At 41.3% G+C, this 22011-nt stretch carries 18 protein-coding genes; 7 read left to right on the top strand and 11 right to left on the bottom strand.

The annotated features are described in order from the left end of the window. The first annotated feature begins 323 nt into the window (after window positions 1–323). A complete protein-coding gene (locus tag IPO83_15200) occupies window positions 324–1262 on the top strand; it encodes a hypothetical protein (GenBank protein ID MBK9732599.1) in 939 nt (312 codons plus the stop codon). Window positions 1263–1265: 3 nt separating this feature from the next. On the opposite strand, the gene IPO83_15195 is transcribed toward IPO83_15200, so the two are convergent. Continuing rightward, window positions 1266–2495, bottom strand: coding sequence for an NAD(P)/FAD-dependent oxidoreductase (locus IPO83_15195; protein ID MBK9732598.1), 1230 nt, complete (start codon window positions 2493–2495; stop codon window positions 1266–1268). A gap of 243 nt (window positions 2496–2738) precedes the next feature. Continuing rightward, the gene (locus IPO83_15190; protein ID MBK9732597.1) at window positions 2739–2951 is read right to left on the bottom strand and encodes a hypothetical protein; all 213 of its coding nucleotides are present in this window, start codon (window positions 2949–2951) and stop codon (window positions 2739–2741) included. A 454-nt stretch (window positions 2952–3405) separates the two neighbouring features. On the opposite strand from IPO83_15190, the gene IPO83_15185 reads away from it, so the two are divergent. Beyond that, complete coding sequence (locus IPO83_15185; protein ID MBK9732596.1) at window positions 3406–4485, top strand: acyl-CoA desaturase; 1080 nt, start codon at window positions 3406–3408, stop codon at window positions 4483–4485. An 84-nt stretch (window positions 4486–4569) separates the two neighbouring features. Here the strand turns inward: IPO83_15185 and IPO83_15180 are convergent, their stop codons facing one another. The 4 genes from IPO83_15180 to IPO83_15165 form a co-directional block, all read right to left on the bottom strand. Beyond that, window positions 4570–6012 carry a Glu/Leu/Phe/Val dehydrogenase gene (locus IPO83_15180; protein ID MBK9732595.1) on the bottom strand — a complete coding sequence of 481 codons (1443 nt, stop codon included), beginning with the start codon at window positions 6010–6012 and terminating at the stop codon, window positions 4570–4572. Further along, window positions 6009–6242, bottom strand: coding sequence for a hypothetical protein (locus tag IPO83_15175; GenBank protein ID MBK9732594.1), 234 nt, complete (start codon window positions 6240–6242; stop codon window positions 6009–6011). The genes IPO83_15180 and IPO83_15175 overlap by 4 nt, the downstream gene beginning before the upstream one ends. A 12-nt stretch (window positions 6243–6254) precedes the next feature. Then, window positions 6255–6974, bottom strand: coding sequence for a cytochrome c biogenesis protein CcsA (gene ccsA, locus IPO83_15170; GenBank protein ID MBK9732593.1), 720 nt, complete (start codon window positions 6972–6974; stop codon window positions 6255–6257). 140 nt (window positions 6975–7114) lie between these two features. Next, window positions 7115–7768, bottom strand: a complete 654-nt coding sequence (locus IPO83_15165; protein MBK9732592.1) for a heme exporter protein CcmB — start codon at window positions 7766–7768, stop codon at window positions 7115–7117. A gap of 123 nt (window positions 7769–7891) precedes the next feature. On the opposite strand from IPO83_15165, the gene accC reads away from it, so the two are divergent. Beyond that, window positions 7892–9391, top strand: a complete 1500-nt coding sequence (accC, locus tag IPO83_15160; protein ID MBK9732591.1) for an acetyl-CoA carboxylase biotin carboxylase subunit — start codon at window positions 7892–7894, stop codon at window positions 9389–9391. A 36-nt stretch (window positions 9392–9427) separates the two neighbouring features. Here accC and IPO83_15155 read toward each other — a convergent pair whose 3' ends face one another. Then, a complete protein-coding gene (locus tag IPO83_15155; GenBank protein MBK9732590.1) occupies window positions 9428–9877 on the bottom strand; it encodes a hypothetical protein in 450 nt (149 codons plus the stop codon). A gap of 73 nt (window positions 9878–9950) precedes the next feature. Here IPO83_15155 and IPO83_15150 point away from each other — a divergent pair, with 73 nt between their 5' ends. From IPO83_15150 to IPO83_15140, 3 genes are all read left to right on the top strand, one after another. Then, window positions 9951–10940 (top strand): acyl transferase, encoded by a 990-nt coding sequence (locus IPO83_15150; protein ID MBK9732589.1) that lies wholly within the window; start codon window positions 9951–9953, stop codon window positions 10938–10940. Window positions 10941–11093: 153 nt separating this feature from the next. Continuing rightward, complete coding sequence (locus IPO83_15145; protein MBK9732588.1) at window positions 11094–11582, top strand: hypothetical protein; 489 nt, start codon at window positions 11094–11096, stop codon at window positions 11580–11582. Further along, the gene (locus IPO83_15140) at window positions 11579–12190 is read left to right on the top strand and encodes a cupin domain-containing protein (protein ID MBK9732587.1); all 612 of its coding nucleotides are present in this window, start codon (window positions 11579–11581) and stop codon (window positions 12188–12190) included. Before IPO83_15145 ends, IPO83_15140 begins: the two co-directional genes overlap by 4 nt. A 217-nt stretch (window positions 12191–12407) precedes the next feature. Here the strand turns inward: IPO83_15140 and IPO83_15135 are convergent, their stop codons facing one another. The 4 genes from IPO83_15135 to IPO83_15120 all read right to left on the bottom strand — a co-directional run bounded on the left by IPO83_15135 (window position 12408) and on the right by IPO83_15120 (window position 18727). Then, window positions 12408–13043, bottom strand: a complete 636-nt coding sequence (locus tag IPO83_15135; GenBank protein ID MBK9732586.1) for a hypothetical protein — start codon at window positions 13041–13043, stop codon at window positions 12408–12410. A 42-nt stretch (window positions 13044–13085) separates the two neighbouring features. After that, window positions 13086–13961 carry a DUF1295 domain-containing protein gene (locus IPO83_15130; protein ID MBK9732585.1) on the bottom strand — a complete coding sequence of 292 codons (876 nt, stop codon included), beginning with the start codon at window positions 13959–13961 and terminating at the stop codon, window positions 13086–13088. A 185-nt stretch (window positions 13962–14146) separates the two neighbouring features. After that, on the bottom strand, window positions 14147–16390 hold the full coding sequence (locus tag IPO83_15125; GenBank protein ID MBK9732584.1) for a M4 family metallopeptidase: 2244 nt from the start codon (window positions 16388–16390) through the stop codon (window positions 14147–14149). 24 nt (window positions 16391–16414) lie between these two features. Beyond that, window positions 16415–18727, bottom strand: a complete 2313-nt coding sequence (locus tag IPO83_15120; protein ID MBK9732583.1) for a hypothetical protein — start codon at window positions 18725–18727, stop codon at window positions 16415–16417. Between the two features lie 324 nt (window positions 18728–19051). Between IPO83_15120 and IPO83_15115 the strand changes: the two genes are divergently transcribed. Continuing rightward, window positions 19052–22006: a tetratricopeptide repeat protein gene (locus IPO83_15115; protein MBK9732582.1), complete on the top strand. Its 2955-nt coding sequence runs from the start codon at window positions 19052–19054 to the stop codon at window positions 22004–22006. Window positions 22007–22011: the final 5 nt, after the last annotated feature.

Genomic DNA, 22011 nt, shown 5'->3' with positions numbered 1-22011 from the left:
GTATTACCGAACGCTCTATTGTGGCATTAAAAAATCTCACTTTACTTTCTCCGGACATTCCGAGCTCTGTAGCAGCTTTTTTTATTTATTACCGCACCAGCAGAATGAATACAGGAATTCGCCTTCACTTAACAAACAAATTAATGGAAGACGTATTCTTTTTAGGCACAACAAAATTAAAAATCCTCTTACTCAATGTGAGTTCCGTGATTCCAAGGCAATCGACATGAAAGAGCTACGGAATTTGCCTCTACTCTGAAAACAACTTCCGATTTTTTTATCAGCTAATTTGTATGTTTGATCCACACAACCGCCTCGCAAGTATGAAGAATGTTTTTCTCGCCTTTTTCTGTTTTTGTTTACTTAACAATTCTATTCCGGGTGCCGCTCAAATAGTAAGTAAAAGCTATACTTCTGCTACGATGCAGGCTTTCATCAAAGGACAAACGTATGCTGTGCTGACCACTGATGAAACTTTTAACAAGTGGTTTCAATCCACGCTGGAAAAACAATGGACCGTAAACCAGTTACAATTTATTTCAGCAGCAAAATTCGACACGTTTGTTATCAGCGATAAGAATTTTTTTATTTATGCAGAAGCAAAAGATGAAAAAACTTCCGCCATTCGCCTGCTCACCGGTGATGATATTGCGAAGAAAAAAGAATTCTTCTTCGTGCTTTCACAGGGTGGTTATAAACAGGCAAAATTACTTCTGGCAGCCGGCACATCAGGATCAAAAGTATTAGGCTCCTTCCGTTACGGCCCTGATCGTGCAGACCTTTGCGCAGGTATGATTGAAAATGAAATAATGCTCACCTTGCTGAATCAATCGTTGCAGGTGGTGATGGAGAAACAGATCAAGAGCATGGTGAAAGATTCTGTGAAGTGGACCATCAGTGATGAAAATGACCGCCAGATAGCAGACCAGACATTGCTGATCAATGAAGCCTATAACAATGGAAAAATTACACTGGATGATAAAACTATCATAACTGAGAAAGTGATGGAAGATTATCCTTACGATTACCTGGTTATTTCGAAGGACTCTGTTCCATTATTGTTTGATGAATCAACCGGAAATTACGCTTACCTATTTTTTTATTTCCCTTCGGCCCACCTGAAATCCGTGGATGATTGCGGAGATATTATCGTCTATGATCCATTTCTGAAAAAGATCCTTTATTACGAAGACAACATGGCCGGTCCCTGGTTTGAAAAATGGAAAATGAAACAGCTTGCAACTGCCATAAAATCAAAGTAGCATTCATGCGCGATCTGCAATATGTGTTGCGGCAATGAAAGCGGAAGTCCATGCATGTTGAAAATTGTAACCTCCGGTAATACCATCCACGTCCAAAATTTCACCGGCAAAGTATAACCCGTTATATCGTTTACTCATCATCGAATTCACGTCCATTTCTTTAAGCGAAATGCCACCAGCGCTTACAAATTCTTCTTTAAAAGTTGTTTTGCCATTTGCATTCATTTCATAAGCACAGCAATTTTTTGCCAGTTTATTAATCATCGTAACCGTCAGGTCAGCCCATCTTTTGGTTTCATCAATTCCGGATTCGATTAACAGAAATTCCCATAATCGCGAAGCCAGTCCTGTAAAATTTCCGTTGATCAGTTTCCTGGCAGGTGAAAGAGCGCGCTGCTCCTTAATTTTTTCAACAAAACTTTGTTCCTGGTAAGTTGAACACCAGTTTACAACAACTTTAAATTGATAATTCACATTTGAAAGTTCTCTTGCAGCAAATGCAGAAAGTTTCAACACTGCAGGTCCGCTCAATCCCCAATGCGTTATGAGAACCGGGCCATTTGATGATCGCTTACTGCCTGCTATTTTGATAATTGCATCAGAGGCAGCAATGCCCATAAGTTTATTCAGCGGATGGCCGGGAAAGTTAAAAGTGAAAAGTGAGGGAACGGGTTCCTCTATTTGCAGCTTCAAATTCTTCAGCCAGTCAAACTGAGTGGCTTTCGAAAATCCACCGCATGCAATCATCACGAAATCAGTATAAAGCTTTTCTCCTTTTCTGTAGTAAATGTGAAAGCCCTCGTCGAGCGGCTCAATTTTTTCTACCGGAAAATGCAACTGTAGCGTTACGTTATAGCGTTGCATTTCACCAAACAGGCAATCAATAATGGCCTGCGATGTATTTGCTTCCGGAAACATTCTGCCATCGTCCTCAGTTTTTAATGGAACGCTTCTGCTTTGAAACCACTCAATAGTGTCGGTCGAGAAAAAATGGTGGAAAGCACTTCTCATAAATCTTTCGCCTCTCGGATAGCAACCTGCCATTTCCTGTATGTCGAAACAGGCATGCGTTACATTGCATCTTCCGCCGCCGCTCACTTTTACTTTTTGCAACACCTGTCCTGATTTTTCCGCTATTGTTACCTGCAAAGCAGGATTTAAGCGTGCCGCATTTACCGCGCAAAAAAATCCTGCCGCACCACCTCCAATCACGAGCAGCTTTTTTTGATTCATTTCAAATCAATTGTGATTTTTGATAGGATGCGTTTTAAGAAAAGCAATCTACTTGAGCAAAATGGTTGAAAATTTATGCGATTTTAAAACCTCAACGCCATTTTGAAACTATCAGGAGATTCCTGAAAGGCAAAAAAAAACACTTTGATTCACCAAAGAGTAACTGGCAAATCAAAGTGCTTAAAAAGGTAGAATTAAATGAGAACTAATTAAATGACTGCTAAAGTAAGGGCAATCTGGTGTTTACTTACCGTTGACCCAGGTTTCGTTTTTGTACTCACCTAAAATGGTTACTTCCTTGTTTTTTGAATACTCACGGGCTGAATTTTCCATTGCTTCCCTGCTTTCATTCCTGATCTTTACGCCTTTAATTTTGGATCCCTTATTTGCTACTTCAATGTAGAATCCATCCATCATTTTTGCCGGTCTGGTGGCCGGACGACCAAAGTTTCCCATTATGAATTGTTTTAAAGAATTAAAAAAATTTCGCGCAAGATATAAAATCTTGAGGTAGCAAGGTCAATTTTTGTATAGATTATTGATAATTAACTATTTATAGGATTACAATGAACATGAAATTTACCACAGAATGCTCCAGGTTTTTAAAATTTGGTCTTAGTTTCAACTCGTTGATTCCATAGGACGAACTGATAGGTCTTTCCCAAAATAGTCATCAAAAAGTGAAAGTACTGCTTCAAAAACTTGCAGCATTGTCATATGCCACTCATAAATGAAATTAGGCAATGCTGATTCCTGAATTCGCAATGGAAAACATTTACCTTGCGCCATTGTTGCAGTTTAGCAGTTTGGTATTTGAAAGATTTAGATAATACTCAGGTCTCTTAAAAGGTCTCCAATGAATGTTTGATTTACCATCTGCTTACAAAAACACAATCTCTCTGGCATGGCAATACCCAAAGTTACCTTTAACAATACCTCCACTCCGTTTTTCAAAGCATTGAAAGAAAAGGTAGATGGATATTTCATTCAGCATCAGATTCGCCAAACCGGAAATCTCTCCGTTTATTTTAAGGGCATTCTGCAAGCCTGCCTTACATTGTCTTTATATATCATTTTAGTGTTCTTCACACCGGGCGTTTTCGTTTCCATACTTCTTTGCATACTGTTAGGACTGAGCATGGCCCTGGTAGGCTTTAATATCATGCATGAAGGGGGGCACCACAGTTTATCAAAATACAAGTGGGTAAATATTGTGTCTGTACACTCACTCAATTTCTTCGGTGGCAGTTCTTATTTCTGGAAATTAAAACACAACATCTCGCACCACACTTATACCAATATTGAAGGCATGGATTCAGATATTGAAGTAGGTCCCTTAATGCGCTTGCACGACAACCAACCTCGATACTGGTTTCACCGCTTTCAGCATTTTTACTGGTTTGTATTATACGGTGCAACCTATATTTCCTGGGTGTTTTACCAGGACTTCGATAAATATTTCACCGGCAGAATTACGGATGGCATGGTGAAGCAATCATGGTCAGTGAAAGAACATTTCATTTTCTGGATTTCAAAAGTCTTTTACATCTCGCTGTTTCTGCTGATTCCGGTTCTCACAGTCGGCTGGATAAAAACACTCATTGGGTTCTTCATCATACATTTCTTTTGCGGGTTATTCATGGCCATCGTTTTTCAGTTAGCACATATTGTGACAGAAACACAATTCCCGAATGCTGATCCGACCTCTAATAAAGTGGAACAGGAATGGGCGTTGCACCAGATAGCAACCACAGCAAATTTTGCAACCAAGAGCAAGTTAGTTTCCTGGTTACTCGGCGGTTTGAACTTTCAGGTAGAGCACCACCTGTTTCCGAAGATCAGTCATGTACATTATCCGGAAATCAGCCGTCTGGTGAAAGAAACATGCGCGCAGTTCAATGTCAGGTATATTGAATATCCATCCATGTTAAAAGCACTTCGCGCCCACGTGATTCATTTGCAAAGATTAGGCAAACCCGGATTTGCCTGATTACTTTTCAATCTCAACAGGTGTAATTAAAAAGCCGGTCAAACAACTGACCGGCTTTTTACTTTGAGATTAAGAATTGGCTTTTTATGGCCAGATACCAAGTGTGGTATAGGATGAAGCAACTCTGTCAATGGCATACACAAATGCTGCTGTCCGCATGTCTTTAATTCTCTTATCCTGCTTCCAGGTTTTACGGATATTCTGGTAAGAACTGATCATTGTATCTTCCAGGCCGCTATTCACCAAATCCTCTTCTTCAGCACCGTGCTCGAGCAATTGTTTGGCTTCTGCATTCAGCTTTTGTCCTGTTACACTTTCAATCTGGTCCATAAAGACCTTGTTGGTGTTTTCGCTGAAGCGTTTATCCATCCGGCCAAAATGAACATGCGAAAGATTCTTGAGCCATTCAAAGTAAGATACTGTAACGCCACCTGCATTCAGAAACATATCAGGAACAATTAATACGCCCTTCTTCAACAGGATGTCTTCACCACGCGGAGTGCACGGTCCGTTTGCACCTTCAGCAATTATTTTTGCTTTGATGCGTGGTGCGTTCTCTTCTGTAATTACGCTTTCCAGCGCAGCAGGAATGAGGATGTCGCAATCCACTTCAAGCGCTGCTCCCGGATTCTTTACAATTTTTGCTTTGGGGTAAGCGAGTAGGTTTCCTTTTTCTGCTTTCCACTTCATGATGTCGTCAAGATCCATCCCTTTAGGATTGATCAGCGCGCAATCAATTTCTGATACTGCAACCAGCAATGCCCCTGCTTCCACAAAAAATTTCGCGGAATGATAGCCTACATTTCCCAATCCCTGCACGGATATTCTTTTTCCTTCTATGCCGGTGCTGAGCCCAAGTTTCTTCATGTCTTCCGCTACGGCACATGCTTCACGGATTCCGAAATAAACGCCGCGACCGGTAGCTTCCCTTCTTCCATGGACACCACCATTCATAATTGGTTTTCCGGTTACGCAACCATAAGCATTGATTTCTCCGGGATGAAAGGCAACATATGTATCCACGATCCACGACATTTCACGTTCACCTGTTCCGTAATCAGGAGCAGGCACGTCGATGCCGGGACCGATAAAATTCTTCTTGATCAATTCAGTCGTGTAGCGCCGCGTAATGCGTTCGATGGTATCATCACTGTACTTCTTTTTATCGATGCGGATACCGCCTTTTGCTCCGCCGAACGGAACATCCACGATGGAGCATTTGTAAGTCATGAGTGCGGCAAGCGCCATCACTTCATCCTGGTTTACATCCGGACTATAGCGGATACCTCCTTTACAAGGTACTCTGTGCTGCGAATGCTGCACACGATATGCTTCAATCACTTCCACACTTTTCTTTCCGGTCTTTTTGTCTTCCACCACCACCGGAAAACGCATTTGGTATACGCTGTTACATGCTTTGATCTGTGCAAGTAATCCGGGTTCGTAGTTGAGAAAATTTGCAGCTTTATCGAAGTAACGTTCTACATTCTGAAAAAAGCTATGGCCATCTTGTGTTCCTTTCTTCATGGTTTTTCGTTGTCTTTAATTTTTTTTTCGAGTTGAGAAATTCTGCGTTCCTGAAATATTAAGAAAATTACGATGCCGGCAAATATAGTAACGAGGATGGTAATCACTACATATAATTTACCCGATTCACGCAAAAAATTGCCGGCTTGTTCATCCAGGCCGGTGCCTTGTGCTTGCAACAACACTGTATTTAATAGCAGGATGGCGAAAACAATCAGTGTTTTTTTCATATAAACTTTAGATTAAGAAACCGGTGAGTCAATAATATTTGCTGCCTTGGCGGGAGCATTAAAAATAGTGTGGCCAGCCATCAACGTCACTTCCATTGTTCGAATGCGGGCAACAAGGGTCATGATCCAAACGCCGAGTAAACTCCATCCTAAAACTGCAGGATAAAAAACCAATCTCATTCCGCCATCAAGATCATATGCAGAAAATCCGGGGTTGCCACCATTGCCGGGATGCAATGAATCTGTAAGCCGTGGAACAATGAATATGGTAGGAATGAAAATGGCGTAGGCCATAATATTAAAGACCGCTGACACTTTTGCACGACGGTCAATGTCATCAATTGAATTGCGTAAAACGAAATAGGCAAGATAAATCAGAAGACCAACCGCTGCACCCATCAATTTTGGATCATTGGTCCACCAGGCGCCCCAGGTGGTGCGTGCCCACTGCATGCCGGTTAATATACCAAGCACTCCCATTAAAAGGCCGATACGCGCAGCAGCAGTTGCATAAATGTCAAAAACAAGATTACTTTTTGACAAATAACGAATACTGTATATCATAGAAATCAGCAACAGTATGGTCATGCCAAACCACATCGGTACATGGAAATAGAGATTGCGGATGGACTCATGCAAAATGGGCAGCGCTGGCGATGGCATCAGAAATCCGGCGATGATCGTATAAGTGATCAATATTACACAAAACACTTTCCACCAGTTTCGTTTCATATTCATCTATTATTAAAACCGACTGTTAACGCGACAATAATAAAACAGGAAATCGGGATTTCTATACAAAACGCTGGTGAGCAGGGATTGATAATCGTTAAAAAGGGTAACGCAATGCGTGAATGGAATTCCGGTTATTTTCATTCGCGCCAAAGATAAGGAAATAATAAAACCGCCATTACCACCATAATAACATCCAGCGAAAACAACAGCACAAAATCTTTAACAGGATAAAACTCGATGTGATTGAGCAATGCTGTTTGTGTAAGCTTGATCAATAATAAAAGAACAGGTATAATAAAAGGAAGACTAAGAATTGCCATCAGTGCTACACTCTGATTGGCTTTTGCTGCAATAGCAGACATCATAGTAAAAGCAAGACCAAAGCTAAGGCTTCCCAAAAGCACTACAGCAATAAAATAAGGCACTTGTGAAATCGGACTTTTATTCACGATCATGTAAAGGATCATTCCTATAAATGCCAGCAACAACATCATGCCACCGTTGTAAATAAGTTTTGAAAGTATAACCGTCCGTGGATGCGCAATCGAATAATAATACAGCATTCTGCCCTTGCTTTCCTGCATAAAACTTTTCGCTACAGCATTTACAGCCGTAAATAGAAGAATGATCCAGAATAATGTGACCCAGACAACAGGCTCCATTTCAATAAAGCTGATATAGACGAGAAAAATGGTTGCTGCCAAATAAAGGAGGATGCCACTAATTGCATAGCGTTGCCGCCATTCCAGTTTGATATCCTTTATGAGGAGCGCCTTGATTTCCTTCCACATAGCAGCGAAAGTAAGTAAGAAGTTTCAAAACCATGATGATGCCGCCAGTGAAGCCCCATTTGGTATTCTTAAAAAAAGGTAATTATCATTCATTTTAAGTTTTTCATTTTCTATTTTTCACCCATGAAGAAAATCCTGATTGCTAACAGAGGCGAGATTGCCATGCGTGTAATGCGCTCTGCAAAAGAAATGGGTATCAGCACAGTGGCTGTATATTCCGAAGCCGATCGCAATGCACTGCACGTAAGATATGCTGATGAAGCAGTGTGCATTGGTCCGCCACCTTCCAATCAGTCTTATTTGCGCGGCGATAAAATCATAGAAGTTTGTCATCAGTTAAAAGTAGATGGCATTCATCCCGGATACGGATTCCTGAGTGAGAATGCGGACTTCGCACGAAAAGTGCGGGAAGAAGGAATCATTTTCATCGGCCCGTCTCCTGAAGCGATGGAACTGATGGGTAGTAAATTAGCAGCAAAAGAAACGGCCAGAAAGCACCATGTGCCATTGGTTCCCGGAACAGAACAACCCATCAGTGATGTTGGCAGTGCAAAGAAAATTGCAGCGGATATTGGTTATCCTGTATTGATCAAAGCATCGGCAGGTGGCGGCGGAAAAGGAATGCGTACGGTGCAAAATGAAGCCGAGTTTGAAGAACAGGTTAGCCGTGCCATCAGTGAAGCGCAGGCTGCCTTTGGCGATGGTTCGGTTTTTATTGAAAAATACGTGACCTCACCGCGACACATTGAGATTCAGATTTTAGGAGACCAGCACGGTAACCTCGTGTATTTGTTTGAACGCGAATGTTCCATTCAAAGAAGACATCAGAAATTAATAGAAGAAGCACCTTCCTCTATTCTTACACCCGGGATGCGGAAAGCAATGGGAACCAGTGCTCTTGCTTTGGCTAAGGCATGTGGCTATTATAATGCAGGCACTGTTGAATTTTTAGTGGACGATCAAATGAAATATTATTTCCTTGAAATGAACACACGCCTGCAGGTCGAACATCCTGTTACAGAGTTTATCACCGGTCTTGATCTCGTAAAGGAACAGATAAAGATTGCGCGTGGTGAAAAACTAAGTTTCTCGCAGGATGATTTAAAAATACATGGACATGCAATGGAGTTGCGGGTATGCGCAGAAGATCCGGTGAATAATTTTTTACCTGACATCGGCCGGCTGAATACCTACCGTCGTCCGCAAGGTCCGGGAGTTAGAGTGGATGATGGATTTGAAGAAGGCATGGATATTCCCATTCATTACGATCCATTGCTGGCAAAGCTTATTGCACATGGCAAAGACCGTACTGAAGCGATTGCGCGACTCATCCGCGCAATTGATGAATATGAAGTGTCAGGCGTACAAACCACTTTAAGTTTTGGTAAATGGGTTTTGAAACATCCGGACTTTGTAAGCGGGAACTTTGATACCGGGTTTATTCCAAAATATTTTAAGGCAGATAGTATTTCGCTGGAAGAACATGATGCTGCTGAAAAGGAAATTGCCGCGTTGTTAGGTGCGGGCCTTTCCGGTGGAGGTGAAAACACTTCAGGTAAAGTAAATGCTGCTGGTACGGTAAACAATCAGCACGCTAACTGGAGAAAAAACAGATTGGCTTAGTTGGATCATAATTCCGGGAGTTTTGTTTTCAACCAACTAATGACAATCACAAATTATCAATGGTGTAGTCACTTCATTGCTCATGTTTCCTGCTCTGTCGCTGATAAAAATGGTATAAAAAAAAGTATCTGTTAATTTTCCGGGCGTGCAGTTGAAGGGAGAAAAAACATAACTGATCGTTCCTGAAATATCCTTCACATTCCCTTCCGGTGTAATGTTTGGAAACTGGAATGTGTTTATGAAACCGGTACGGCTGTCTTTAAAAAAAAGGTTGGGAATAGTATCAGAACTGGAAGCACCAAGGTCGCCATCTCCATCGGTAAATGAAATTACAAAAGTGATGGAATCAAAAGCAGGTTGTCCTTTCACAAAAGTCTTGGAAATAGAGTCAAATGCAATCAACGGTTCTACCGGATATTCCGGCGGATTGAGGCATGAAGCAAGCATGGTTAAAACGAACGCACCTGTTAGCAATTGATATTTCATGGTTTACGAAATTATAAAATCTTTTCTTTGCGAGGATGCAAAGGCAAACTAACGCAATTACATTCCTAATGTTATGTTAACCCGTACTGACATCCGGAGTAAAGTATTTGATGTGGATGAAAAGTCATTCAGGAATGTTGCCATTGAACTTTTCAATTATCAATTTCAAAACAATGCAGTGTATCATGAATACTGCTCTTTATTACATACAGATCCTTTCCAAATTACTTCAATCGATCAAATACCTTTTCTTCCGGTTGAATTTTTTAAAACACATCGCGTAGTCACAGGAACAGTTCCTGAAAAAATTGTTTTCAGCAGCAGCGGAACCACTGGTCAACAAACAAGTCGTCATTATGTTAGCGATCTGCTGTTGTATGAAGCAAGTTTTCTGAACTGCTTTCAGCACTTCTTTGGTAATCCTGAAAACTATTGCATTCTTGCGTTGCTCCCCTCCTATTTAGAAAGAGCAGGTTCTTCCCTGGTTTATATGGTTGAAAAATTGATTGAAAAATCAGGTCACCCGAAGAATGGATTCTTTCTTTACAATCATGACGCATTGTACAAGTTGCTTACACATTTGGAAGCAGTTAAACAACCTGCTTTGCTCATCGGAGTTACTTTCGCGTTACTTGATTTTGCTGAAACTTATCCCCTTTCATTAAAATATACGAAGGTGATGGAAACAGGAGGCATGAAAGGTCGGCGTGAAGAAATTACCAGGGACGCCTTGCACCAAAAGCTGCGCAATGCATTTTCTGTGAATTCCATCTACAGTGAATATGGGATGACTGAATTATTGTCGCAGGCTTATTTAATGGAAGATGGAAAGTTCCATGCACCAATATGGATGAAGGTCCTTATGCGCGATGTGAATGACCCGCTTCAACTCATTGGAACCAATCAAAGCGGCGCCATCAATGTTATCGATCTTGCAAATATTGATTCCTGTGCATTCATCGCTACATCAGATCTTGGGAAAGTGTATGCTGACGGAACCTTTGAGACGCTGGGAAGAATGGATTACAGTGATGCAAGAGGGTGCAACCTGATGTGGGAATGAGATGGGCGACAGGCTTCAAATTGCCTGAAAAGCTTATCCGGCAATTTCTTTTTGAAAACCCTTAGCAGTTCCAAGTCGCAGCAAAAGCGGAATTATTCTTTTGAAAAATCATGGTTAAATGAAAAAAAATTATTTTTGTGCCATTAATTTCCAATGCCCGCTGCAAAGTCATCGATAACAAATGAGCATGACTTCATCCGGTTGATGAAGTCAAAGGACATAAGCGCGATTGATGTTGTTTACAATCACTATGCACCGGTTCTTTACGGCGTAATCTTCAGGATTACCAATGATGAAAAAAAATCTGAAGAGATCCTCTGCGAGACTTTTACGTATATCTGGAATCATTTTAATGAAGTTGATGTAACAGTTCAGAATGTTTGTTTCTGGATGCTTAGCGTTGCCCGTCAATTTTGTTTTGAAACACTGAAACCTGAAGAACGTATGACCATGGAAAATGAATGGGAGTTTTTTATGCATGGAAACAGCACTGATAAGAAGTTGTCAATGCTCGGATATGCATTTTTCAAGGGAATGAATGTTGAACAAATGGCCGGGAAATTTAAGTGTACTGAAAACGTTGTCCGGATGGAATTACATAATGCCGTGAATCATCTAAAAAACGAATACTTCTCCAAATGACATCAAGAGATCTTATAGCATCCGGTGTTATTGAACTGTACTGCCTTGGCATTGCAAGCGAGGAAGAAAATTTGCTTGTTGAGCAACTTGCTTTGAATGACCAACTGCTGAAAGATGAAATTGCTGCAGTGAATGATGCATTGGCGAAATTCGCAGTTGCAGTTTCAAATATTGCTCCACCGCAATATTTGAAAGAAAAAATAATTTCAACAATTGAATCCATAAATATTGAAAAACCAACAGGTAATCTTCCTCCCAGACTAACTGCCGAATCGACGATTACCGAATGGCTTGATTATCTGAAAGTAAACCAGGTTGCACCATCAGAAACAAAAGAAGAACTCGTAGTAATTGATCTTCCGGGTACAGAAGATTTTGTAACGTATGTCGTATTCGGAAAACCCGGAGCTGGAGTAGCAGAAGAAGTTCATAGCGGCCATGATGAATATCTCTTCATCTGCAAAGGTGAATGTGAGATGACCATCGCGGGCATAAAAAGCGCTCATAAACCTGGTGATTTCCTCACCATTACTCCCGGAACGCTTCATTCAGCGGTAGTAACGGGCAACGGTCCGATGATTGTAATTGGACAGAGACGCGCAGCTTAGAAAGTCCTTAGTCCTGAGTCGTTAGTCGTTAGTAGGCTTATAAGTAACGCCTTCACTATTTATTTTAAAAGTCGTTAGTCCTGAGTCGTCAGTATAATTATAAGTGACATCTTCACTATTCACTATTCACTATTCACCATTACCTTTCACCAAAAAGCGAAAACCTCCACCTTGCCAACTAAGGACTAAGGACTAAGGACTAAGGACTCACTACTCACTACTCACCCCCTTCCAATTCCAATTCAACTCTTGCAATCTCCGAGCCCAGCAAGTGAAGCAAATCAAATTTAAGTGCATTGAGTAACAGCACATTTCCTTTGATCTGGTTGATATATTCATTGGCTTTCTCAGGCTCATTCTTCATCATCAACGGCAATTCCTTATCCAAAAAATTGAAGTGTTTTATGATTGCTTCACTTTGCTTTTTCCCTTCATCAGATAAGGTAAATGAACCAAAGATGCGTTGCAGAAAACCAATCTTAATGAGAGATTTGATTTCACCATCCAACAGAAACTTCTTCTTGAAGTTTTCTTCACCTTTGGCTGTTTTGAAGGCAATCTGAATAAAGTGCGTGAATAAAATTTTCGCTTTGGGCTTTTTATAAAACGGATAAAGGAAAATCATTTCATGCAATTTGGGTTCTTCCTTTTTAAAATTTTTCCCTGCAATTACGTAAGCAAAAGCCAATGTCGCATTTCCCTGCACGGGTTGAATATCATAGTTCAGCAATTGCAACACTTGCCTTGCGAGCAAATCCATCAATGTATATTTCATGAAATCGCGTAACCGTGATTCAGTGGGTTTCAGGAGCAATAAAGTTTCAGCAGGAGTGAGTTTCGTAAGCAATTCCATATTTACAAAGATAGGTCAGGCAGTAACAACTGTTGCTGCTCATTAAAACCAGGGGACAAGCATGGAAACATGAATACGATAGCCTACATAATTAGGATATTTTTTCAGAAGGTGTTGTTCCATCATTGGGATGCTGACGAAGAAGAACATTAAGGTCATGGCAACAGGTCCGATGATTGTCCACCAGAAATTCAGATTTGCATGCAATACGAACAGATAAATGCCCCACCAGAAAAGTACTTCTCCAAAATAATTAGGATGACGTGAGTATCTCCATAAACCTGTGTAGCAAAATTCCTCTTCACTCTTCCTGTTTTCTCTGAATATACGTTGCTGCTCGTCGGCCACCAATTCAATGATCGTGGCGGTGAGACAAACCATAAATGCAACGACATCAATAAACCCCGTGTCATAAAGGGGTTGACGCACTGCGAAATAGACAGGCAGCATGCATAGAAATACAATGGCTGTTGGAAACAGATGAATACCAAATAAATTTACAAACGGATAAAATATTCCTGCATTTGATTTCAGTTCTGTATATCTCCAGTCCTGATGTTTCAATCCATTCCATCTTTTCAGCCAGTTGGCGGTAAGCCGGAAACCCCAGGCCAAAAATGACAGCAATAAAAAATCAAAGCGGAGTGAATAATGCATTTGAGTCATGGTGGTCCAGTAGAAACAAATCGCGAATGGAGCAATACTCCAATAGGGATCATAAAAACTTGCATTACGGAATAATATTGAAAATAAGAAGATCATGACCGTGGCAACAATTGAAGCGTAAAATGTTTCCTGCAACATCGACTGCTCCTTCTCAAAATAAAGTATAAAAATAAATGCAGTAGAAAAGGAAATGGCATAGGCAAGAAAAATACAGGTGTACGCAATAATCTGTTCACGATATTTGGCCAGCATGTTTACAATATACAAACATTTATAAGGTCTGGAAATGACTGAAGAAAAAAATTCAGTAGCAAGCTTGCTTATTAATAAATAATTAATTATGTTTTCAATGACTTTTTTGATGAAGCATGGCGTAAAATAAAACCGGATCCCAACAACAGTGGAATCCGGTATTATCATAGCAACATTAAAATACGCTACCGGAGTATCACCAGTTTTTGCGATTTTATTTCAGCTCCGCTAAAAAGCTGCACCTCATACATGCCCGGATTAAGTTGTGAAACATCAATCCTTATCTGGTGTTCACCCATATCCATTTTCGCATTGGTGATTGGCCTCGAAACTATCCGACTGTTTAAATCTGAAACCATGACAGTAACATTTTTTTCTTCAGTCAGATTAAATTTTACAATCGCTACATCAGCAGCAGGATTTGGAAACAATGAAAAACTTTCTTGCGCTGTTGGCTGTTCCTCCTCTTCATACGCTACATTTTCAGAAGTTTCATTGCTGCTCTTTCCATAAATAGTGTACGCACAAGGTTCGAGGTAAGCCGTAAATGTGTTGTTGCCGGAATAGGAAGCACTGAATCCCTCAGATAATGTAACAGAATATCCTGCAGAAAACGTGACGCTTGATATGGTAGGCGTAGCTGTAGTAGTACAGGTGCCGCCTCCACTCTGCAATTCGCCAATTGCCTGCCAGGAACCGAATAAAATATTTCCGCATACACTCTCAAAATAATCTTCTGTGAGTTCACCCACTGCCACCGCATCCCATGCTTTGCCTGTTTGTATGGCTTCGTTAGAGCAACTTCCAAAGATTTCAATGGCAGCCTGAAGTGTTGCACTTCTTGAATCTTCAAACGTTGCAGCACTCGTAACATATTCTGTCAGGGCCAAATATGCAATATCACCTGCAGCAGTTCCAATGCCTTCCACGCTATAATTTATTCCAAAATCATTGGCGCCTGTATCACCAACATATAAAATGTAGAACCAATGATTCTGAACATTCGCCATATTGTATTTTTCCTGTCCGTTCCAAAAATCTCCGCCATAAGTATCCGGACTGTTTTTGCTATTCGGATTTTTAAGGTTTCTGTTGCTTCCCACGGGCGTTCCGTTGATCCAATCCATTTCATTAAATACGTAGCCCTCTATCAGTTCCCCGAAAATATCTGAATAAGATTCGCCCAAGGCACCTGCTTCGCCATCACCGTCAAGGTCATGTGATGATTGGTCAACACCGTGTGTCATTTCATGACCAATTACATCAATTGAATTCCAGTTATCATCAGAATAATAATCCTCACCAGATCCAAAAGTCATCACGTCTCCATTACAACCCCAGCAGGCATTGGTTGCGTCGGCTTCATCTTCATTCACATCCATTTGTGTATTCACATAAGAGATCAGGTCTCCAAAGTCGTTATCCCAGCTATGCCTGTTGTGAAAAAAAGAATAATAGTCACGGGATGCTTTTACACCCCAATGTGTAGTGGCACCGGATATCTCGGCCGGATCACCATGATCATCCCACACATTATTTGCATCTGCAATCTCGCTTTCTTCCCCTGCAAAATAATCGTATGAATAAGTATGAATGAGAATGTTGGGATCACAATCATCAATCAGATAGTAAAGGCCTAAACCTTTATCGGTGTTTATATTTTTAGTGCCGTACCAGCCGTCTGATAGGTCACCGGTATTTACTGTTCCCGGGTTACACAAGTCCGATATATCTATCTCATTCAGAATAGCTCCTGTTGTTGCATTTACAAAAACCCTTTTCGCGACACCATTCCGTACATGCAGATCATATTTCCATGCAAGCACCATTGTTCCATCATGAAAATGATCGGTACCTTCTTTCGCTCTCAGCATCAGTTCTCCTTTCGGAAACCAGGTGGCTGAAGGATCATTTCGTTTAGCTCTAAGTTTTTGTTCTTCTGCAGCATAGTTCCACAGTCCTTTTACTCCATTGATCTGTGTCATCGCAATAGTTACCGCAGCAGCTTCCGTAATAACAGGCTTCGTGTCAAGAGAAAGTCCTCTTTTCATTTTACCATTCGCACAAAACAACTTTCCATCAGGCGCAACGTGCACCAAAAACTCTCCATCGTAAATGCGGACTCCTTTGTAGTACTGATCAAAAGTATAGTGATGGTAGCCATATTGATCTTCGCTTATTTTTACAAAGCGCATCTCATCATCCGCACCAAGGTTGAATGCTTTTTTATAGCTTGATAACAACAACATTGGGTCTGCATTAAATTCAGGCCGGAAAAAAATCCAGTCGCGGTTGCTCCTGGGGTTGGCCATGCTATTCATTTCCACATTCCAGAAAAGTGTGTCCTCAATTTTTAATGGCTGAGCGGAAACATTATTCATGATCAGCACAAGGATCATCATGAGTATTAAAATTGATGTTCGTTTCATGATAAGAAGTTTTGAGTTGAATAATTAATTCTTGTTCAGTTGTTCCACCTTGGCATTTAAAAGGTCATTCTGCTCTTTCAGGCTTATCACATACAAGCTGAGCTCTTCCACTTTCTGCAAGAGCATTTTTTGCATTTCACCCACATCAATTCCCTTTTCATTCATTTCAGCAGCAGAAGGAATTCCCGGAAGGTGATTATTGCATTCAATAAAAGATTGCATCTCATCAATGTCTTTCAACTGATAATCTTTTTCAAAAACATAATCAGGCCAGTTGGTAGAATTTTTCACTTTCAATTCTTCGCAGATAATACCGCCGTCTACCCCAAGCTTATATCCTTTTGTATCGTCAGTACCAATACCAACCGTACCATTTGAACTTACATACAGTGTATTGGTACCGGCAGCCCGTAAAATAACTTTGCCAGTAGTGTTCTCTGAATTGGTCGCTAATAATAAATTATCGCCATCAGCTCTCATATAGGCCTTATCTGTCACGCCATTCTGCAATTGTATATATGGGTCTGTTCCGCTAACGATCATGGTCTTTCCACTGCCGGAAACAGATAATGTTACCGGATTTGAGGCTCCTCCAAACTTTCCGTTTCCGAATACATACAATCCATTAGGATCAGCGGTGGTTGCGTTTCCAATAGCCAACCCGCCATTATTCGATAAATACATTTTAGAATTTCCATTGACCACAACTTTAAAAGGATTTTCAGTTCCGGTTGCTTCAACACGAAGACGTGCATCTGGTGTTGCAGTACCAATACCAAGACTACCGGTCACATACAGTCCGTTAGCAGGAGGAGTGGTTGCCGAACCAACTGTTACACCACCTGTGCTGCTTACAAATAGTTTGCTCGCTCCGTTTACCTGGATCCGCATTGCATCATCGCCGCTTGGCGCATTCACATGCAAAGTTGAATTTGGGCTGGTTGTTCCAATGGCAACGCGGCTTTTGAAATAAGCATCAGCATCCACTCCAAGATCAAAGGTGGTGGCAAGTGTAAGTGATGTGGAACCTAGAATTGATTGACCGGTAACCATTAATCCATGGCTTGGAGCAGTGCCGTTTCCGACGGACAAACCGCCTGTGGATCCAGGAGTAACCTTTAGAATGGTACCTAACTGGTTATCAGAAATAAGGAAAGGAACCTCGTCATCATCGGCCGTTACATTCAAGCGGGCAAGCGGCAATGAAGTACCAATACCTACTTGTCCCGAATTATCAATCACCAGACGACTATCTGAATCAAAAGCCTGGCTAACAGGGTTGAGGTGAGTCTGACTAATAATAAAAGTGTTGGCAGTTTCGAGCGTGTTGGAAGTTTTTGTAACGATTTCCCATTTTCTTTCATCACCTGCTATGGAAGAAAAGCGAAGGCGGGCATAATCTGTACCTGTTGATTCATTGATCCAGAGATTGGGAACGGTTGGAGAAGCATCAGAATTTATATACACTTTAGCAAGCGGTGAAGAAGATCCAATACCAATATTGGTTCCATCATCATACATGCTTCCGGTAACTAATGCGGTGCCATTCCAACGTGGAACAAAACTGGTAGTGTTAGTGCCAACCTGCGGATCAGTTTCAGCTCCTCCTCCTGTTCCGGTAACCCAACTTAATGCACCGGCGCCATTGGTAGAAAGTACCTGTCCATTGGTTCCATCAGCAGCAGGCAAGGTCCATACTTTATTGGCTGAAATGGAGGCTGGTGCCTTGAAACCAACGTAGTTGGTTCCGTTGGCAACAGTTTCCATAAACTGCATTTCACCGGTGCCGCCCGTAATACCTGACACAAAAGGGTTCACTCTTATAGCTGCAGGAATAGTGCTCGTAGGTGTGATCTCCAGACGCGCTGCCGGCAAAGTGGTTCCGCCAATGTGAATTCCATTTCCTACATAAGCATTTCCCTCAGCAAAAATATCTTTCCAGGAAAATGCAGACGAACCTATGTTGACCAGGTTATCAGTTCCAGGCAGCAGGTCTACTCCGACAGTTGTAGGTGACACTAAATTTCCCAATGATTTGGTGGCGCCTTTTGCTGAAACGGGTTCCCATGAATTACCATCATAAAAATAAAATCCCTGTGTGCTGTTGGTCTGATAAATCATCAGCCCTTCTACAGGTGCCGCTATAGCATCACGTTGTGCTTTTGTCATACGGGGAATCAGCACTCCCTTGGTGGTAGAAGTGATGTCAAGAAGTGAAGACGCGTTTGGCGTGCTTGTCCCAATTCCTGCGGCTCCCGTTGCAGGAAAAGTGTTTTGCGCATAAGCCACAGCAAATCCGGCGAAGAGCGCAAAGGCAATTGAGAAAATTTTTTTCATAGTTGTTGATTTTTGTTCGAACGAAAATAGATGCAGCGGGAAGCCCAAACCAAATCCGGTTATTATTCGGGATGAAGGATTGATTTAGCGGGAATTTGAGAGGAAGATGAAGCAGAAAATAAGATCAGGCAAACTGCATTTCATGCTCCCTCCTTGAACTGTTAGCATGCTCCTTTCCGATAGCAATCAGAAGAAAAGCAACGATTATTCATCAAGATCAATTTATTTTACGGAGAACAGAATGTCTCGTCAGCTTTTAAGCATCAGGATATTACTTGAGAAAATTAACACCAATATTCATCTGATAACAGCAGCACATTGCTTATGAAAGTATTACTTCGAACGCTGATTATACTATTATTGACGCTTCCTCTTTCCGGCACCCTGCGTGCTCAGACTCAAATTGCAGATAGTTTAAGAAGGATGGTGCAAAATCATCCTCAGCAGGATTCCGTAAGAGCCTATTATCTGGTGCGGCTTGCAGAGGAATTAATTGTTACTGACCTTCAGGAAGCAGCCACACATTCCAAAGAAAGTATTGCAATTGCAGAAAAAATAAAGAGCCCTGTTTCCCTCATGAGAAGTTATTTCACGCTGGCTAAAGTATATGCTGAGGAAGGCAATATTGATTCTGCGAGAAACTATTTCATGCGCTCGATAAGCATAACACAACAACTCGGAAACCTTATCTCGGAAACAAAATACACCACTCAACTCGGAGCGGTGGAGTCGCGGATTGGCAATTATGAAACTGCATTAAAAATTCTTCAGGGTGTGATCCCTATTGCTGAAAAGTCCGGATCTGCTAATTTGCTTGCAGCGGTTTACGGTTCCATAGCAGGTATCTTTTTCGAACAGAATGATTACACGAAATCGCTGGAATACGAGCTGAAAGGTTATCAGTTGAGTAAAATCAAGGAAGATATCAGGATCATAACACTCATTTCGAATGTCGGACAATCGTATGGAGCATTGGGTAATACTGACAGCGCTTTGTATTATATGCATCTTGCAGTCGAAAAGTCAAAATTTTATGGCGATAGTATTGAACTTGCTGATTGCTATTCCGCTCTTGGCGATCAATATCGCGAAACCCGGAATCTTGATAGTTCTATTTACTATTATCAGCTGGCACTGACGTTATATAACGATAATGGTTATGAAAATCTCCTGGTGGGCGGAACGTACGGCGGCGCAGCTGAAATTTATTTACTACGTAAAGATTATAAGTCAGCGCTTGAATACTATAAGAAATCAGAGGCTTTGCTGGAACCTGCAGATTTCCAGGATCAGTTGGAATACACGCTCAAAGGATTGGCCAATACGTATGCAGGCATGGGTGATTATGAAAATGCTTTTAAGTATGCATTGAAATATGAGTCGCTGCACGACACCCTTAACGCTATTGCAAAAACTTCAGCAACGGAACAGTTGGAGCGCAAATACAGCATCGCACAGAAGGAAAAGGAAATTGAATTGCTCAACAAAGAAAAATTATTGCAGCAGAAAGAAGTGAATCAGCAACGCCTGATCAAAAACTTGCTGATTGCCGGTGTCGCAGTACTATTAATGATTGCGTTCCTGTTATTCAACCGCTACCAGATCAAGCAACGTGCAGGAAAGCAGCTGCAACTTCAAAACAAAGTGATTGAAGAACAGAAACAACGTGCTGAAAAGGAACAGCTCCGCGCGGAGAAAAGTGAAAAATTTAAATCGCAGTTTCTTGCAAACATGAGTCATGAGATCAGGACACCGCTCAATGCGATTTCCGGTTTTACCAGTTTACTGTTTGACGAAGAATCCCCGGAAAAAAAGTTGCGATACCTCAATACGATAAAAAAATCAACCGATAATTTATTGGTCGTCATCAATGATGTACTTGATCTCAGTAAGCTCGAGGCGGGAAAAATGCAATTTGAAAAAGCACCATTCCGCCTGCACGATGTGCTCAATCTTATCTATGAAACATTTGAATTGAAAGCGGCAGAAAAAAAATTGAATTGGAAATTACAAGTGGGCGAACATGTCCCGCCTTTACTATCCGGTGATGCAGCAAGACTTACGCAGGTATTGATGAACCTGACGGCAAATGCTATGAAATTTACTACCGCCGGAACAGTTGTTCTCAGCACTTCTGCTGATCCTGTAGCAAAGACCATCACCTTCTCGCTAACAGATACAGGGCCTGGAATTCCAAAAGATCAGTTGCAGAAAATATTTGAAAGTTTTTCGCAGGCTGACTCCAACAAAAAAAGCAGTGGCGGAACAGGACTTGGATTAACCATCAGCAGAACCCTTGTGGAAATGATGCAGGGAACCCTTGAAGTAGACAGCAATGAAGGAATGGGATCCGTCTTTTCATTCACCATTCCCTATACAATTCCGACATCAGCAGAATGGCAACTGCTGCAACAAAATGAATTGGTGTATGAAGAAGACATGGGCGAAGAATTGCAAGGCATCAGCATCTTAGTGGCAGAAGACAATGAATATAATCAGTTGCTGATTCATGACATGCTGAAAAGATACATCCCCAATGTAACTGTTCGTATTTGTAAAAACGGGAAGGAAATACTTTCTGCACTCGCACCAGTTACAACATCTAATGATTCAGGAATAACGGCTAACGACTTCCATCTCATCCTCATGGATGTTCAAATGCCGGAAATGGATGGTTTCGAAACAACAGCAATCATTCGAAACGAATTAAAAAATTCCATTCCGATTATCGCGCTTACAGCCTCTGTAATCCGCAGCGATATTGATAAATGTTTAGAAGCCGGCATGAACAGTTATGTACCAAAACCATTTTCTGCAAAGGAATTGTTGAAGGCCATTGGATCATCGCTGGGCAAAAAAATGGACGGCAGGCACAAAGAAAATTCAACGGAAGAAGACAAACCTGTTTTATCGGAAACCATCATACAGCCAACTGAAAAGTATCAATGGATACACCTCGATCATTTAGAGCATCTCGTGGCTGGTGATGCTGTTCAGGTTACCCGTTACCTGCGGCTTTTTTATGAATTGATACCTGCGCGTATGTCAACTTTGAAAAAGGCATTGGAAACGCAAGACTTCACTCTTATCAGGAAAACAGTTCACGTAATGAAACCGCAAATGGCATCGCTTGGATTAAGCAGGGCTAAAAAACTGGCTGAAACAATTGAATCAAATTACCATCGTGAAGAACGCATTACCGGTGACGTTGAATTGCTGATGAACGATTGCACGGCAGCGCTGGAAGAAGTAAAAAATGAATTGAAGGTAAATTCATAAGTAAA

Source organism: Chitinophagaceae bacterium, from assembly GCA_016717285.1.
GTDB lineage: Bacteria > Bacteroidota > Bacteroidia > Chitinophagales > UBA10324 > JACCZZ01.
This window is presented reverse-complemented; position numbering and strand designations above follow the sequence as displayed.